This window comes from Mesorhizobium sp. B2-8-9 (assembly GCF_006439475.1).
Classification (GTDB): domain Bacteria; phylum Pseudomonadota; class Alphaproteobacteria; order Rhizobiales; family Rhizobiaceae; genus Mesorhizobium.
Window position 1 is genome coordinate 46,612 of sequence record NZ_VFTQ01000036.1, and the last position, 14,265, is coordinate 60,876.

Annotated in this window: 15 protein-coding genes; 11 read left to right on the forward strand and 4 right to left on the reverse strand. The window is 64.0% G+C overall.

The genetic code is table 11. The features are described 5' to 3' along the window. Window positions 1–44: 44 nt before the first annotated feature. Window positions 45–470 (reverse strand): OsmC family protein, encoded by a 426-nt coding sequence (locus FJ423_RS29380; RefSeq protein WP_140846377.1) that lies wholly within the window; start codon window positions 468–470, stop codon window positions 45–47. A 14-nt stretch (window positions 471–484) separates the two neighbouring features. Between FJ423_RS29380 and FJ423_RS34420 the strand changes: the two genes are divergently transcribed. The 3 genes from FJ423_RS34420 to FJ423_RS29395 all read left to right on the forward strand — a co-directional run bounded on the left by FJ423_RS34420 (window position 485) and on the right by FJ423_RS29395 (window position 1,929). Beyond that, on the forward strand, window positions 485–901 hold the full coding sequence (locus FJ423_RS34420; protein ID WP_246680349.1) for a hypothetical protein: 417 nt from the start codon (window positions 485–487) through the stop codon (window positions 899–901). Beyond that, window positions 898–1,254 (forward strand): YciI family protein, encoded by a 357-nt coding sequence (locus FJ423_RS29390; RefSeq protein WP_095769565.1) that lies wholly within the window; start codon window positions 898–900, stop codon window positions 1,252–1,254. The genes FJ423_RS34420 and FJ423_RS29390 overlap by 4 nt, the downstream gene beginning before the upstream one ends. Before the next feature lie 144 nt (window positions 1,255–1,398). Then, window positions 1,399–1,929: a hypothetical protein gene (locus FJ423_RS29395; RefSeq protein WP_140846378.1), complete on the forward strand. Its 531-nt coding sequence runs from the start codon at window positions 1,399–1,401 to the stop codon at window positions 1,927–1,929. A 269-nt stretch (window positions 1,930–2,198) separates the two neighbouring features. Here FJ423_RS29395 and FJ423_RS29400 read toward each other — a convergent pair whose 3' ends face one another. Beyond that, window positions 2,199–3,476 carry a ubiquinone biosynthesis hydroxylase gene (locus tag FJ423_RS29400; RefSeq protein ID WP_140846379.1) on the reverse strand — a complete coding sequence of 426 codons (1,278 nt, stop codon included), beginning with the start codon at window positions 3,474–3,476 and terminating at the stop codon, window positions 2,199–2,201. Window positions 3,477–3,577: 101 nt separating this feature from the next. Here FJ423_RS29400 and tesB point away from each other — a divergent pair, with 101 nt between their 5' ends. From tesB to xth, 7 genes are all read left to right on the forward strand, one after another. Then, complete coding sequence (gene tesB, locus FJ423_RS29405) at window positions 3,578–4,441, forward strand: acyl-CoA thioesterase II (protein WP_095769566.1); 864 nt, start codon at window positions 3,578–3,580, stop codon at window positions 4,439–4,441. Between the two features lie 247 nt (window positions 4,442–4,688). Continuing rightward, the gene (locus FJ423_RS29410) at window positions 4,689–5,027 is read left to right on the forward strand and encodes a P-II family nitrogen regulator (RefSeq protein ID WP_006327120.1); all 339 of its coding nucleotides are present in this window, start codon (window positions 4,689–4,691) and stop codon (window positions 5,025–5,027) included. A 94-nt stretch (window positions 5,028–5,121) separates the two neighbouring features. Next, window positions 5,122–6,405: an ammonium transporter gene (locus FJ423_RS29415; RefSeq protein ID WP_281409021.1), complete on the forward strand. Its 1,284-nt coding sequence runs from the start codon at window positions 5,122–5,124 to the stop codon at window positions 6,403–6,405. Window positions 6,406–6,670: 265 nt separating this feature from the next. After that, the gene (locus FJ423_RS29420; RefSeq protein ID WP_140698272.1) at window positions 6,671–6,949 is read left to right on the forward strand and encodes a hypothetical protein; all 279 of its coding nucleotides are present in this window, start codon (window positions 6,671–6,673) and stop codon (window positions 6,947–6,949) included. Between the two features lie 224 nt (window positions 6,950–7,173). Then, window positions 7,174–9,852, forward strand: a complete 2,679-nt coding sequence (locus FJ423_RS29425) for a DNA translocase FtsK (protein ID WP_140846381.1) — start codon at window positions 7,174–7,176, stop codon at window positions 9,850–9,852. 285 nt (window positions 9,853–10,137) lie between these two features. After that, on the forward strand, window positions 10,138–10,806 hold the full coding sequence (locus FJ423_RS29430; RefSeq protein ID WP_140846382.1) for an outer membrane lipoprotein carrier protein LolA: 669 nt from the start codon (window positions 10,138–10,140) through the stop codon (window positions 10,804–10,806). Between the two features lie 226 nt (window positions 10,807–11,032). After that, entirely contained in the window at window positions 11,033–11,839 is an 807-nt protein-coding gene (gene xth / locus FJ423_RS29435; RefSeq protein WP_140846383.1) for an exodeoxyribonuclease III, read from the forward strand. Window positions 11,840–12,122: 283 nt separating this feature from the next. Here the strand turns inward: xth and FJ423_RS29440 are convergent, their stop codons facing one another. Both FJ423_RS29440 and FJ423_RS29445 read right to left on the reverse strand, forming a co-directional pair. Beyond that, entirely contained in the window at window positions 12,123–12,578 is a 456-nt protein-coding gene (locus FJ423_RS29440) for a cyclic nucleotide-binding domain-containing protein (protein WP_140846384.1), read from the reverse strand. Window positions 12,579–12,844: 266 nt separating this feature from the next. Continuing rightward, window positions 12,845–13,528 (reverse strand): response regulator transcription factor, encoded by a 684-nt coding sequence (locus tag FJ423_RS29445; protein ID WP_095769573.1) that lies wholly within the window; start codon window positions 13,526–13,528, stop codon window positions 12,845–12,847. A gap of 84 nt (window positions 13,529–13,612) precedes the next feature. Between FJ423_RS29445 and FJ423_RS29450 the strand changes: the two genes are divergently transcribed. Further along, the gene (locus tag FJ423_RS29450) at window positions 13,613–14,209 is read left to right on the forward strand and encodes a L,D-transpeptidase (protein ID WP_140545467.1); all 597 of its coding nucleotides are present in this window, start codon (window positions 13,613–13,615) and stop codon (window positions 14,207–14,209) included. The last annotated feature ends 56 nt before the right edge of the window (window positions 14,210–14,265 follow it).

The following is a 14,265-nucleotide window of genomic DNA, read 5'->3' on the forward strand; positions in this document are numbered from 1 at the left end:
CAGAGAGGGGGGCGAAGGATCGCCAGCCTTTGCGGAGAAGTTTCTCACCCCAGCCTAGCATCCAACGACACCTTGATCGCTCCCAGCGCCTTCGACACCGGGCATTCGGCCTTGGCCTTCTCGGCCAGCTCCTTGAACTTCGCCGCGTCGATGCCCGGCACCTTGCCGACCAGGGTGATGGCGCTGGCGGTGATGCCGGTGCCGGGCACCAGCGTCACCACGGCCTTGGCGTCGAGCTCGGCGGCCGGCGTGCCGTTTTCGGCCAGGAAGTGCGACAGCTGCATGGCATAGCAGCCCGCATGCGCGGCGGCGATCAGCTCTTCCGGATTGGTGCCGGATTTGCCGCTCTCGTCCTCGAAGCGCGCCTTGAACGAATAGGGCGTGCCCTTCAAGGTGCCGCTCTGGGTATCCAGCGTGCCGTTGCCTTCCTTCAGATTGCCTTTCCAGACGGCGTTTGCGGTGCGGTCCATGGAATCCTCCTGCCTTGTCGGGGTTTGCGCCGGCGGGCGCCGACGTTCCCCGGAACTATAGCGCGGGCGCGGCGGAAGACCATCCATGGCCCGGCACGATTGTGCTTGCGCGAGGCGATTCGAAAATTCTCAAAAAAACGCATGCAAAAATGTCGACTTCCCGTCTGCCCGACCGTCCTGCGGGCGGCCACTCCCGGCCGATGGAGGTTAAGATGGACAATCTGTTTCTTGCGGTCTGGGGAAAGCCCGAGCGAAAAGGGAGGCGACTTGAAGAGTTCTGGCTCGATCCGCCGGCGCTTGGCTTCAGCCGCCTGGCCGCCGCCATCGCCATCATCGGCGTCGCGACATGCCTGCTCGACCATGCGGCGACGGCAGGCAAAACCGGTACCGTCGCCTCCTATAATGCGTCGACGAAAGGAAGCTCGAAATGAAATATGTGCTGCTGGTCTATGGCGAGGAAAAGGATCTCTACGCGCTGACCCCCGAGCGTATGGCCAAGCTCGATGCCGACTCGCTCGGCTATGATCGGGAGCTCGACCGGCAAGGCAAGCTGGTCATCGCGCAGGCGCTGCAGTCGGTGAAGACGTCGAAATCGCTCCGGCGGCGCAAGGGCAAGGTGCTGGTGACCGACGGCCCCTTCGCCGAGACCAAGGAGCAATTGCTCGGCTTCGTCATGGTCGAGGCGGCGGATCTTGCCGAGGCGCTCGACATCGCGGCCAAGATCCCGCTGGCGGAGCTCGGCACGGTCGAGATCAGGGCGATCTACAACGTCCCGGGGTCATAGCCGCCGGTCAGCATGGGCGCGGCGTCGGTTGAAGCTGTCTCTTGCGGGAAACATCTTCAGGGTTTCTTCACCGGCCGCAACCGTTGCGTGTTGAAGCGATGCCGCGCTTCTTTTATCGTCGCCGCGATTTCGGGGGAATTCGGCATGCCTTTCCTGATCGCTATCCTCGGCCTGCTCGGAGCGGCCGCCATCTGGTGGTACCGGCTGAAATATATGAGCGACGCCGCGCGCGAGGTCGCCGATGTCGTCGGCCGTGTCCAGGGCAACATTCGTCGCAAGAAATTGCGCAATCAGGCCGCGCTCTCACCGCTGACGGCGATCGACGATCCGGTGGTGGCGGCGGCGACGCTGATCACCGCGATCGTCGCAGAGCGCGGTCCGATCCTGCCGCAGCGCGAGGCGGTCATTCGCGAGGTGATCGCGCAGATCGCGGACAGCCAGAAGAAGACCGATGAAGCGGTCGTCTACGCCAAATGGGCCGCCGCGCAGATCGACGACACGACGATCGTCATCGACAAGCTGGCGCCGTTCCTGCGCGAGCGCCTCGATCCGCATGAGCGGGACGACCTGCTCAGGATGCTGAACCGCGTCGCGCAAGGCGGCGGGCAGAGCCTCAGGATCGCCGACCAGCGGATGCTGAGGTTGCGGCAGAAGCTGGGCTTCGAGGTGAACTAGAATTCAGGTGAGGCCGGCCTGCAAATGGTGGCTTCCTGCGCTTCCGGTGCTCACGTACTTCAAGTACGCTCCGCTCCGGTTCTCGGAAGCCGCCATTTTCGACTCGGCCTGACCTGAATTTGCCACGGCGCCACAAGGCGATCAGATCGCCTGACTTCGTGATTGGCCGAAACGCCTCTCGTCTCGTCATTCTATGGTCTTCGCGTCCGCTTCGCTCCCGCTCCGCCCGTGGATGACGACCGTCGTCTAGGCTTCGGCCAGTAAGGCGTTCAGATCGCCTCGCCCTTCAGCAGCCTCGGCGTGTCGCCGGAGAGGCCCGAGGCCTGACGGATGAAGAACTGCTTCAGCCTCGGCATGCGTTCCACCAGCCCCAGCCCGATGTCGCGGACCTGGCGCAGCGGGCCGATGTCGTTGGAGAAGAGCCGGTTCAAGACGTCGGTGGTGATGCCCATCTGCAGCGTGTCGAAGCGGCGCCACTGCTGGTAGCGTTCGAGCACGTCGAGCGCGCCGATATCCTGGCCGAGCCGGTCGGCCTCGACCACGACTTCGGCCAGGGCGGCGACATCCTTGAAGCCCAGATTGAGGCCCTGGCCGGCGATCGGGTGGATGCCGTGCGCGGCGTCGCCGGCCAGCGCGAAGCGCGGTGCGACGAAGGCGCGGGCGAGCGTCAGGCCGAGCGGCCAGGCGCGCGGCTTGTCGGCAACTCTTATTTCGCCAAGCTTCAGGCCGAAGCGCTGCTCCAGATCGTGCTCGAAGACGAACTCGTCGCCCTCGACCAGCGCCTTGGCATCTTGCGTGCGCTCCACCCAGACGATCGACGAGCGGTTGGTGCCGTCCTTGTCCGGCTTCAGCGGCAGCGTCGCGAAGGGACCGGCGGGGAGGAAGTGCTCCTCGGCGCGGCCGTTGTGCGGGCGCTCATGCGCAACCGTGCAGACGATGCCGGACTGGCCGTATTCCCATTTGACCGTCTTGATGCCGGCCATGTCGCGCAGCTTCGAATTGACGCCGTCGGCGGCGACCAGCAGCCGCGCCTTGAGCGTCGCGCCGTCGGCCAGATGCACGGTGATGCCGGCGCCATTGGTGTCGAAGGCGCTGACCGCCATGCCTTCGATAATGTCGATGCCGAGCTTTTCGGCGCGGCGGCGCAGCGCGCCGTTCAGGTCGCGGTTGGCCACCATGTGGGCGAATGGCTCGCCAGGGGCCACCTCGCCGTCGAAGGTCAAAAACACTGGACGCACCGGGTCGGCGGCGCGCGAATCGGTGATGATCATCTCGGTGATCGCTTGCGCTTCCGGGGCGATCTCTTCCCAGACGCCGAGCTGTTCCAGCATGCGGCTGGCGGCCGCCGCGATGGCCGAGGCGCGGCCGTCTTTCTGCCAGACGCCGGCGGGGGCGGCATCGACGATGGCTATGGCGAGGCTAGGGCGCGCCTGCTTCAGCGACACGGCGGCGGTGAGGCCGACATAGCCGGCGCCGACGATGAGCACGTCGAGCGGCGCTTCGCGCTTCTCATTGGTGCCTTCTGCATCCGGCTTGCGGTCGACCATGGCATCATCCTTTCGCGGCTGCGGCGGCTGCCGTTGCGGCCTTGACTGCCCGCGCGTCCTGTCCGAAACCCGCCATGGCACATCCGTGAAGGATTTCAAACATGACAGCGGCGATGGACGAGCTTCTCGACATTCTCGACCTCGAGCAGCTCGAACACAATCTGTATCGTGGTCGCAGCCCCAAGGTCGACTGGCAGCGCGTCTTCGGCGGCCAGACCATCGCCCAGGCGCTGGTGGCCGCCCAGCGCACGGTGGAGCCCGAACGCCACGTGCATTCGCTGCACGGCTATTTCATGCGGCCGGGCGATACCAAGCTGCCGATCGTCTACGAGGTCGACCGCATCCGCGACGGCGGCTCCTTCACCACGCGCCGGGTGGTGGCGATCCAGCATGGCCAGGCGATCTTCTCGCTGGAGGCGTCCTTCCAGCAGGACGAGGTCGGGCTCGAGCATCAGCTGCCGATGCCGCGCGACGTGCCGGCGCCCGACACGCTGCTCACACAACGCGAGCTGCTCGGCAAGTTCGGCGAGGCGGTGCCGGAAGGCATCAGGCGCTACTGGGAGCGCGACCGGCCGATCGAGATGAAGCCGGTGATGCTGAAGCACTACACGAGCCGCGAGAAACTGGAGCCGCAGCAGAACATCTGGATCCGCACCACCGGCCCGGTGCCGGAAGACCGCGCCATTCAGGCGGCCGTGCTTGCCTATCTTTCGGACATGACGCTGCTCGACACCTCGACCTTCGCGCATGGCCGCGCCATCTTCGACCGCGACATCCAGGCCGCCAGCCTCGACCATGCCATGTGGTTCCACCGCAGCCATTCGCTGGACGACTGGATCCTCTACAATCAGGACAGCCCGTCGACGCAAGGGTCGCGCGGCTTCACCCGCGGCTCGCTGTTCGCGCGGGATGGGACGCTGATCGCCTCGGTCGCCCAGGAAGGCCTGATCCGGCTGAAACGCTGAGCCGGCTTCAGGCTACTGCCTGGAATACGTGCATTTTCGATTTTTTGCCTATTTTATAAGCAGGCATGCTGCCATGCCCGTGCGCGAATGATGTGCACCGATCGCCCATTCTCTTTGTTTACAACAGGTTAACACCCTGCTTCGGCAATTGGCACGGAGCTTGAATCCTGTCGGGCACTCTCCGGCTCCTCGGGATCGGTGAAGGTGTGCAAACGCGGGGGACCGCAACAGCAAAGGGTGAAACCTTATGAAAATCGTGATGGCAATCATCAAGCCGTTCAAGCTCGACGAGGTGCGCGAAGCGCTAACCGCCGTCGGCATCCAGGGCCTGACCGTCACCGAGGTCAAAGGCTACGGGCGTCAGAAGGGCCATACCGAAATCTATCGCGGCGCGGAATACGCGGTCAGCTTCCTGCCCAAGATCAAGATCGAGGTCGCGGTCGGCGCCGACATGGTCGACAAGGCCGTCGAAGCCATCACCGCGGCCGCCAAGACCGGCCAGATCGGCGACGGCAAGATCTTCGTCTTCGGCATCGATCAGGCGGTACGCATCCGCACCGGCGAAACAGACACCGACGCGCTCTAAGCGGCGACCATCCATTCCAACGGAGAGTTCAATGAATATTCCTTCCACCTTGAAGACGACGGGACGCGCGGCCGCTTCGCTCGCGCTCGTGGCCATGAGCACCGTCGCCGCCATCGCGCAGGAGGCCGCCCCGGCAGCTACTGCCGCGGCGCCCGCCGCGCCGGCGCCGGCGCTCGACACCGGCAACACCGCCTGGATGCTGACCTCGACGGCGCTGGTGCTGATGATGACGATTCCCGGCCTGGCGCTGTTCTACGGCGGCATGGTGCGCAAGAAGAACGTGCTCGCCACCATCATGCAGAGCTTCGCCATCACCTGCCTGGTGACGGTGCTGTGGTTCATGTTCGGCTACTCCCTCGCCTTCTCCGACGGCGGCGCCACGAACGCCTATCTCGGCGGCTTCTCGAAATTCTTCCATCACGGCATCACCGTCTCGACGCTTTGGGCGCCGGGCGTGGCGAACATTCCTGAATTCGTCTTCTCGATGTTCCAGATGACCTTCGCCATCATCACGCCGGCGCTGATCGCCGGCGCCTTCGCCGAGCGCATGAAGTTCTCGGCGCTGCTGATATTCATGGGCCTGTGGCTGGTCTTCGTCTACGCGCCGATCGCGCATTGGGTGTGGGGCGGCGGCTTCCTCGGTTCGGCCGGCGTGCTCGACTTCGCCGGCGGCACGGTCGTCCATATCAACGCTGGTGTCGCGGGCCTGGTCTGCGCGCTGGTGCTCGGCAAGCGCGAGGGCTATGGCACCACCAACATGGCGCCGCACAACCTCGTTTATTCGGTGATCGGCGCGTCGCTGCTGTGGGTCGGTTGGTTCGGCTTCAACGCCGGTTCGGAACTGGCTGCCGACGGCCTTGCGGGCGCGGCGATGATGAACACGCAGGTCGCCACCGCCGCCGCGGCGCTGGCCTGGATGTTTGCCGAATGGGTCGTCGCCAGGAAGCCTTCGGTGCTCGGCATCATCTCGGGCGCCGTCGCCGGCCTCGTCGCGGTGACGCCGGCTTCCGGCTTCGTCAACCCGACCGGCGCCTTCATCATCGGCATCATCGCCGGCGTGGTTTGCTACCTCTCGGCGGTCAAGCTCAAGCACGCGTTCGGCTATGACGACTCGCTCGATGCTTTCGGCGTCCACGGCGTCGGCGGCATCGTCGGCGCGCTGCTCACCGGCGCGCTGGCAGATCCGGCGATCAACGCCCTCGGCAAGGACGCCTCGGTCGGCAAGCAGCTCTACGGCATCGCCTTCACCATCCTGTGGACGGCGATCGCCACCTTCGTGATCCTCTACATCGTCAAGGCTCTGGTAGGCCTGCGTCCGTCGACCCAGGAAGAGGTCGAAGGCCTCGACGTCACCCAGCACGGCGAAGTTGTGCCGTAAGGCAGACTTCGCCAAGGGCCGGCGGATCCTCCTCCCGCCGGCCCGGAATTCCTCCCAAGATCCCGTCGTGACGCTCTCGAAAGGGGCTCACGCCTTGAGGCCCGGAACACCCTTCCGGGCCTCCTTTTTGTCGGGCGATGATCCAAGCCGTTTCGATCACATTCACTTGATCCGCCGGCATGAAACATCAGCCCGTCAGATTCCGTACTGGGATAGCGGGCGTCATCAAGGCGTCCCCCAGAACAAGAGGGAAGGAAACCACCTGATGAACATCAAGAACATCGTCCTGGGAGCAATGGCTCTTTCGATGATCAGCGGCGTTGCACTCGCCGGTGCTCTCGATGAGCCGTCCAACATGGCCCCGTTCTTCACCGACTCCAGCATGAAGACCATGAAGCCGGAAGCCGACTTCAAGGCGGCCTGGGCTTCGATGCCGAAGGACAAGCAGGACATGATGATGAAGGAATGCCAGGACGCGGCGATGAGCAAGCCTCACGCCGAATTCTGCGCCAATCTCATGGCCTATGGCGGCGCCAACAAGTGATCGTGGAAGGTCAGGTCTCGGAAGGGCCTGATCCTATCGGCGTTTGAAGACAGGGAGGTGGCGGGCCGCGAGGCCTGCCATTTTTGTTTCCGCGCCATGGTCTCCGCGCCATGCGGGTAAAGGCCCATGGTTAATGCGGCCTTAACCTTCCCCCCGATAGTCTGGCGTTCGAATCTGCCGGAATGCGCCATGCGCCCGGCCAGGCAACGATCACGGGGAAGAGCATGCGTTCAGGCGCTTCAGCACCGCTCGCGCTGACCGATACGGGGCACGGCATCCAGGCATTCGCGCGGCGTCAGGTCGGGCGGCTGGTCGGCGCGGGGCTGTTCTTGTTCACCGCCTTCGGCATTGCCGCTCTAGCCACATGGAATGTCGCCGATCCGAGCTTCTCGCACGCCACCAGCAACGTCGTCACCAACGCCATGGGCTATGCAGGCGCGGTGTTCTCCGACCTCGCCATGCAGTTCTTCGGCCTTGCCGCCGTCGCGGGGCTGGTGCCGGCGGTGATCTGGGGTTTCCTTCTGTTTTCCGCGCGCGGCGTCGACAAATTGCCGAAGCGCGGCTTCGCCTGGTTCGGCTTTGCGCTCACCGCCGCGGCCATCGCCGGCTGCGTGACGCCGCCAAACACCTGGCCGCTGCCCACCGGCCTCGGCGGCGTGTTCGGCGACATGGTGCTGAAAATCCCTGGCATCGCGGTCGGCGGTTATCCGAAAGGCCTGTTCGCCAGCATCATAGCGGTCATCCTCGCCGCGCCGATGTTGTGGCTGTTCGCCTATGGCTCGGCGCTGATCGCGCGCAAGAACGGCTTTGCCGTCACGGAGCGCGCCGCCCGGCCCGATCCGCGCGAGCAGGACGAGATGCTGTTCGACGAGGATGAGGACGAGGGCGACGAGGGGATACTCGCGCTCGGCGCCATTACCCATTGGTGGCTGTCGTTCCGCGCCTTCCTGCACCGCCGCGCCGAGCGGCGCAGGCGCGAGCGCGATGAATTCGAACCGCCGATGGAACCGAAGGCAAGCGCCTGGCGCCGCGCGGCCGAGCGGGTCGAATCGGCCGAGTTCGCCGAGGCCCGCATGAGCCCCGGCGGCCGCGCCCGCGTCGAGCCGGAATTCTTCGCCGCCATGGTCAATGACCGCAGCGTTTCGGTCGATCCGGTCGATGAAGACATTTTCGGCGACGAGGCGGACGAAGACGCCGACGTTGACGATTTCGACGACGAGGCGCCCACGCCGCGCCGCGCCGCGCCGGGCGCCAGGGTACAGAATTTCCGCTCCGATGCCGCGACCCGCGTCGCGGCGCCGGCGGCGCGACCCGTGCCGGGCGCCCGCGTCCAGCGCGAGGCGCAGACCTCGCTGATCGGCTCCGACACGTTCGAGATGCCGTCGCTGCACTTCCTGTCCGAGCCGAAGAACATCGCCAAGGATCCAAGCCTGTCGAAGGACGCGCTGGAGCAGAACGCGCGCCTGCTCGAAGGCGTGCTGGAAGATTTCGGCGTCAAGGGCGAGATCATCCATGTGCGACCCGGTCCGGTCGTCACACTTTACGAGTTGGAGCCCGCGCCCGGCATCAAGTCCTCGCGCGTCATCGGCCTTTCCGACGACATCGCCCGCTCGATGAGCGCGATCGCCTGCCGCGTCGCCGTCGTTCCGGGACGCAACGCCATCGGCATCGAGCTGCCCAACGCCAAGCGCGAGACGGTCTATCTCAGAGAGATCATGGCCAGCCGCGATTTCGAGACGACCAAGGCCAAGCTGGCGCTGGCGCTCGGCAAGACGATCAACGGCGAGGCCGTCATCGTCGACATCGCCAAGATGCCGCACGTGCTGGTCGCCGGCACCACCGGCTCGGGCAAATCGGTCGCCATCAACACCATGATCCTGTCGCTGCTCTACCGGCTGACGCCGCAGGAATGCCGGCTGATTATGATCGACCCCAAGATGCTGGAATTGTCGGTCTATGACGGCATCCCGCATTTGCTCACGCCGGTCGTTACCGATCCGAAGAAGGCGGTCGTCGCGCTGAAATGGACGGTGCGCGAGATGGAGGACCGCTATCGCAAGATGTCCAAGGTCGGCGTGCGCAACATCGACGGCTTCAATGCGCGCGTCCAGCAGGCCGAGAAGAAGGGCGAAAAGATCTCTCGCACGGTGCAGACCGGCTTCGACCGCCAGACGGGCGAGGCGATCTACGAGACCGAGGACCTCGATCTCGAGCCGATGCCCTATATCGTGGTCATCATCGACGAGATGGCCGACCTGATGATGGTGGCCGGCAAGGACATCGAAGGCGCGGTGCAGCGCCTGGCGCAGATGGCACGCGCCGCCGGCATCCATGTCATCATGGCGACGCAGCGCCCGTCGGTCGACGTCATCACCGGCACCATCAAGGCCAATTTCCCGACCCGCATCTCCTTCCAGGTGACGTCGAAGATCGACAGCCGCACCATTCTTGGCGAGCAGGGCGCCGAGCAGCTGCTCGGCATGGGCGACATGCTCTACATGGCAGGCGGCGGGCGCATCCAGCGCGTCCACGGCCCGTTCGTCTCGGACGATGAGGTCGAGAAGGTCGTCGGGCATCTGAAGCTGCAGGGCGTGCCGGAATATCTCGACGCCATCACCGAGGACGACGAGGAGGACGACGAGGACGGTCCGTCGGGCAAGGGCGGCTCCGGCGGCGGTGGCGGCGGCAATTTCGAGGATTCCGACGACCCGTACGACCAGGCGGTGGCGGTGGTGCTGCGCGACGGCAAGGCCTCGACCAGCTACATCCAGCGTCGGCTCGGCATCGGCTATAACCGCGCCGCCTCGATCATCGAGAAGATGGAGAAGGAAGGCATTGTCGGCCCGGCCAATCACGCCGGCAAACGTGAGATCCTGGTGCCGACAGAAGAGGACAAATTCTAGGGCTTATCGATATTCAGGTGAGGCCGGCCTGCAAATGGCGGCTTCCTGCGCTTCCGGTGCTCACGTACGAAAAGTACGCTCCGCTCCGGTTCTCGGAAACCACCATTTTCGACTCGGCCTGACCTGAATCTCGACAAACCCTGGCGCGGCGAGACACCGATCCGGGTCAGCAGGCAACCGGAAATCGTCTGGCGCGTTCAATGCGGGCTCTCGCCTACCCGCCAAACTTAGGCCCTAGTGGGAGTCCAGAAACTGCGGCGACACGAATCACAGAAAGTGACCGGCATGAAGACCCAGACCGAATTCGCCCTCACCCGCCGCCAGGTCCTTGGCCTCGGCCTGATGCTTGGCGGAGCCGCCGCTCTCAATCTCGTGCCGGGCTATCAGCTCATGGCCGCCGCGCAGGCCGCCGTGCCGCCGGCGGCGCAGAAGATCGCCGACCATTTCTCCTCGGTGAAGTCGATGAGCGGCGAGTTCGTCCAGTTCGGGCCGAAAGGCGAGCAGACCGGCGGCAAGTTCTTCCTCGAACGTCCGGGCAAGATCCGCTTCAACTATGACGGATCCTCGAACTTCCGCGTCATCTCCGACGGCAAGTCGGTGGTGATCCTCAATAAGAAGCTCAACACCTCCGACCTCTACCCACTGTCGAAGACGCCGCTGAAATTGCTGCTCGACGACCGGATCGACCTCTCCGGCGGGCGCGTCAAGGCGGTCAAGGAAGAGGACGACCTCACCACCATCAAGCTTTCCGACAAATCGGTGTTCGGCAATGCGACGATCACCATGATGTTCGATCCGAAGACCTACGAGCTGCGCCAGTGGACGATCACCGACGCTCAAGGGAAAGACACGACGGTGATGATCTTCAACGTCAAGGAAGGCGGCAACTTCCCGGCCGACACTTTCGCGATCGACTATACGGCGAACAGAGAGCTCAATACCAAGACCAGGTAGGTCCGCCGATATTCAGGTGAGGCCGGCCTGCGAATGGCGGCTTCCTGCGCTTCCGGTGCTCACGTACTTCAAGTACGCTCCGCTCCGGTTCTCGGAAACCACCATTCTCGGCTCGTCCTGACCTGAATCTCAGCGAACCTACAACCTGGCGAAGGGCATAGTCCGGCTTGTCTTTACCGCGCGCGGCTGGCACTAGATCGGCGATCTCTTGCCGGACCCCGCCTGAATGCCCTTCACCATCGCCACCTGGAACATCAACTCCGTGCGCCTGCGCATGCCGATCGTCGAGCGGCTCCTGAAAGAGCACGCGCCCGATGTGCTCTGCCTGCAGGAGACCAAGGTTCCCGACGAGCTGTTCCCGGAAAAAGCCTTCCGCAAGGCGGGCTACGAGCACATGCTGTTCCACGGCCAGAAGGGCTATCACGGCGTCGCCACCGTCGCCCGCCGCCCGATCGAGCTGGTCGAAAAGCGACGGTTCTGCGAGATCGATGACAGCCGGCATCTGTCGGTCAGGGTGCAGGCGGGCGGCAAGTCGGTGCTGGTGCATAATTTCTACGTGCCCGCCGGCGGCGACGAGCCGGATCCGGAGATCAACCGCAAATTCAGGCACAAGCTCGATTTCGTCTACGAGATGAACTCCGTACCGGCGAGCGGGGACGAATCGTCCGCCTCGATCCTGGTCGGAGACCTGAACATCGCACCGCAGGAGCACGACGTCTGGTCGCACAAGCAATTGCTCAACGTCGTCAGCCACACGCCGGTCGAGACGACAAATTTCGAGGCGATGCGCACGGCCGGCGGCTGGGTCGACCTGATGCGGCTCAACGTGCCGGCCGAGCAGAAACTCTACACCTGGTGGAGCTACCGCGCGAAAGATTGGCAGGCGTCGAACCGCGGCCGCCGTCTCGATCATATCTGGTCATCCGCCAATCTGGTGTCGAGCTTTGCCGGCTACGAGATTCTCAAGGCGGCGCGCGGCTGGGAGAAGCCGTCCGATCATGTGCCGGTGATTGCGAAGTTTGAATTGGATTGAGGTTGGACGTCGGCGGCCAAGAGACGCAAACCTTCGCGTTCGTCCTCCTAGGGCGGAGCGCCGCGTAGCGGCGCGCAGACCCTAGGATCCATTCCGTTATCGGTGCCGAAGGATGCAACGATGCAGAACAAAGAAGCCTTGGGCAGGCCGCTTCGCCCAGAAAACCTCATTCTGCAATGCTGCGAAGCGTCAACGTCACGGAATGGATTCTAGGGTCTGCGCGCGTCGCTTCGCTCCTTGCTCCGCCCTAGAATGACGAAGGCGCTTTCTGGCCGGCGCCATCCTACTCCGTAAATCTGGGCGCCAGCTCCTCGATGCGGGCGATCATCTGCTGGAATTCCTCCAGGATGCGCTCATGCAACAGCACCGCGATCTCCGGATATTCTTCCAGGATCCGGTGGAACATCTTGCGGCTCAATCGGATCACTTCCGAGTCGACCGCGGCCGAGGCGCTGGTCAGCCGGTTGGTATCGGCGATCAGCGCCAGTTCGCTCAGCATGGTGCCTGGGCCTGCCGTACCGATCGGGACGCGTTCGCCGCCCAGCTCCCGATAGAGCGCGATCAAACCGCTGACCACGATATAAGCAGAATCAGCGACATCGTCCTCGCGGTACAGCTTATGGTCGGCCTGCAGCACGGTGGTCTCGGCGCCGAAGGCAAGCAGGCGCAGCTGTTCCTGCGTGAAGCCCTGGAAAAGCTTCACGCTTGACAGAATGCGGATGTCGTCATCCAGCGCCATCCTAGCTGTGTCCCCGAGCGGTCAGTCCAGTCCCTCCTTTGGAGCGGCGCGCCCTCCTGGGCTCGCGAAACGCTCCACCGTGCATCATGCGATGCGTGCAACGAGCCGACCCCATCACCCTCCAGCACCAGGATCGTACCCGAAGCGGTCCCGCCCGACCGCCCTAAATGTTTGTTTCGACGCAATTCCGGACGGTCGTCCTCGGCGAAGCCGCCGAGCCCAACCGTTTCACACTTTTCCTGGAATTGCTCTTGATCATGAAATGTTTAAGGAACCAGCTTGTAGCCGCCGCTTTCTGTCACAAGAATTTCGGCATTGGAAGGATCGCGCTCGATCTTCTGGCGCAACCGGTAGACATGGGTCTCCAGCGTGTGCGTGGTGACGCCGGAATTGTAGCCCCAGACCTCTTCCAAAAGAACGTCGCGCGTCACCACCTTCTGGTCGGCGCGGTAGAGGTATTTGATGATCGAGGCTTCCTTCTCGGTCAGCCGCACCTTGGCGCCGCGCGGATCGATCAGCAGCTTCTGGCTGGGCTTGAACGTGTAGGGACCGACCGAGAAGGTCGCGTCCTCGCTTTGCTCGTGCTGGCGAAGCTGGGCGCGGATGCGCGCGAGCAGCACGGCAAAGCGGAAAGGTTTGGTCACATAATCGTTGGCGCCGGCCTCGAGACCCAGGATCGTGTCGGAATCGGTGTCGTGGCCGGTCAGCATGATGATCGGCGCCTTGTAGCCGCCCTTGCGCAGGATCTTCACCGCCTCGCGGCCATCCATGTCGGGCAGGCCGACATCCATGATGAGCAGGTCGACGACGCCGCTGCGCGCCGCGGCAACGCCTTTTGCGGCGGTCGCTTCTTGCTGGACGTCGAATTCTTCGTAGAGCGCCAGCTGCTCAACCAGGGTGGCTCGCAAGTCGTCGTCGTCATCAACGATCAGAATGGTACGTGATGTCATGGATCAATCCGTTGTTTTAAAAAGAATATTCAGTTGACCTCCCCCCATTTATGCGGAAGCTCACCGGCGCAACAGCCGATCACAGTGATTTGTTCCGTGACCCAATCATACAAGAAAAAACGTGCGCGCAATGCGTCGGGCGCATTTTTGCCGAAGGGCTTGAGCGTTTTGGTAGTGCGCGCGCGCCCCGGCAACCCCGCGCAAGGCTTCCTGCAAGCCGGCAAAACGGTGTTTCCCTGCGCTTTGGGGCGCGGCGGCATCTCCGCCAACAAGCATGAAGGGGACGGCGCGACGCCGTTGGCGTCGATGCGCATCCTGTCAGGCTATTTCCGGGGCGATCATTTTGCGGGCGGACGCAGGACGAGGCTGCCGATGGCGCCGATCGGCCCGGATCTCGGCTGGTGCGAGGTGCCGGACGACCGCAACTACAATCGCCCGGTCAAGATCCCCTATGGCGCCAGCCATGAGCGGATGAAGCGCGACGATCGGCTTTACGATGTCTGCCTGGTGCTCGACTGGAACATCGCACCGCGCCGGCGCGGGCGCGGCAGCGCGATCTTCTTCCATCTGGCCCGGCCGGGCTTCACGCCGACGCAAGGCTGCGTGGCGGTGACGGCACGAACCATGGCGAGGCTGCTTCCGTTGCTGTCGGACAGGACGGTGGTGAAGGTGGTGAGGTAGGCAGTAGGCAGTAGGCAGTAGGCAGTAGGCAGTAGGCAGTAGGCAGTAGGCAGTAG

Excerpts from the sequence above, each read along its gene's own strand:
- FJ423_RS29395 (WP_140846378.1), top strand. The coding sequence starts at position 1,399 with ATGCCTTTCCTGATCGCTATCCTCGGCCTGCTCGGAGCGGCCGCCATC.
- FJ423_RS29430 (WP_140846382.1), top strand. The coding sequence starts at position 10,138 with ATGAAGACCCAGACCGAATTCGCCCTCACCCGCCGCCAGGTCCTTGGC.
- tesB (WP_095769566.1), top strand. The coding sequence starts at position 3,578 with ATGACAGCGGCGATGGACGAGCTTCTCGACATTCTCGACCTCGAGCAG.
- FJ423_RS29445 (WP_095769573.1), bottom strand. The coding sequence starts at position 13,528 with ATGACATCACGTACCATTCTGATCGTTGATGACGACGACGACTTGCGA.
- xth (WP_140846383.1), top strand. The coding sequence starts at position 11,033 with ATGCCCTTCACCATCGCCACCTGGAACATCAACTCCGTGCGCCTGCGC.
- FJ423_RS29380 (WP_140846377.1), bottom strand. The coding sequence starts at position 470 with ATGGACCGCACCGCAAACGCCGTCTGGAAAGGCAATCTGAAGGAAGGC.
- FJ423_RS29420 (WP_140698272.1), top strand. The coding sequence starts at position 6,671 with ATGAACATCAAGAACATCGTCCTGGGAGCAATGGCTCTTTCGATGATC.
- FJ423_RS29400 (WP_140846379.1), bottom strand. The coding sequence starts at position 3,476 with ATGGTCGACCGCAAGCCGGATGCAGAAGGCACCAATGAGAAGCGCGAA.
- FJ423_RS29440 (WP_140846384.1), bottom strand. The coding sequence starts at position 12,578 with ATGGCGCTGGATGACGACATCCGCATTCTGTCAAGCGTGAAGCTTTTC.
- FJ423_RS29415 (WP_281409021.1), top strand. The coding sequence starts at position 5,122 with ATGAGCACCGTCGCCGCCATCGCGCAGGAGGCCGCCCCGGCAGCTACT.
- FJ423_RS29425 (WP_140846381.1), top strand. The coding sequence starts at position 7,174 with ATGCGTTCAGGCGCTTCAGCACCGCTCGCGCTGACCGATACGGGGCAC.
- FJ423_RS29410 (WP_006327120.1), top strand. The coding sequence starts at position 4,689 with ATGAAAATCGTGATGGCAATCATCAAGCCGTTCAAGCTCGACGAGGTG.
- FJ423_RS29390 (WP_095769565.1), top strand. The coding sequence starts at position 898 with ATGAAATATGTGCTGCTGGTCTATGGCGAGGAAAAGGATCTCTACGCG.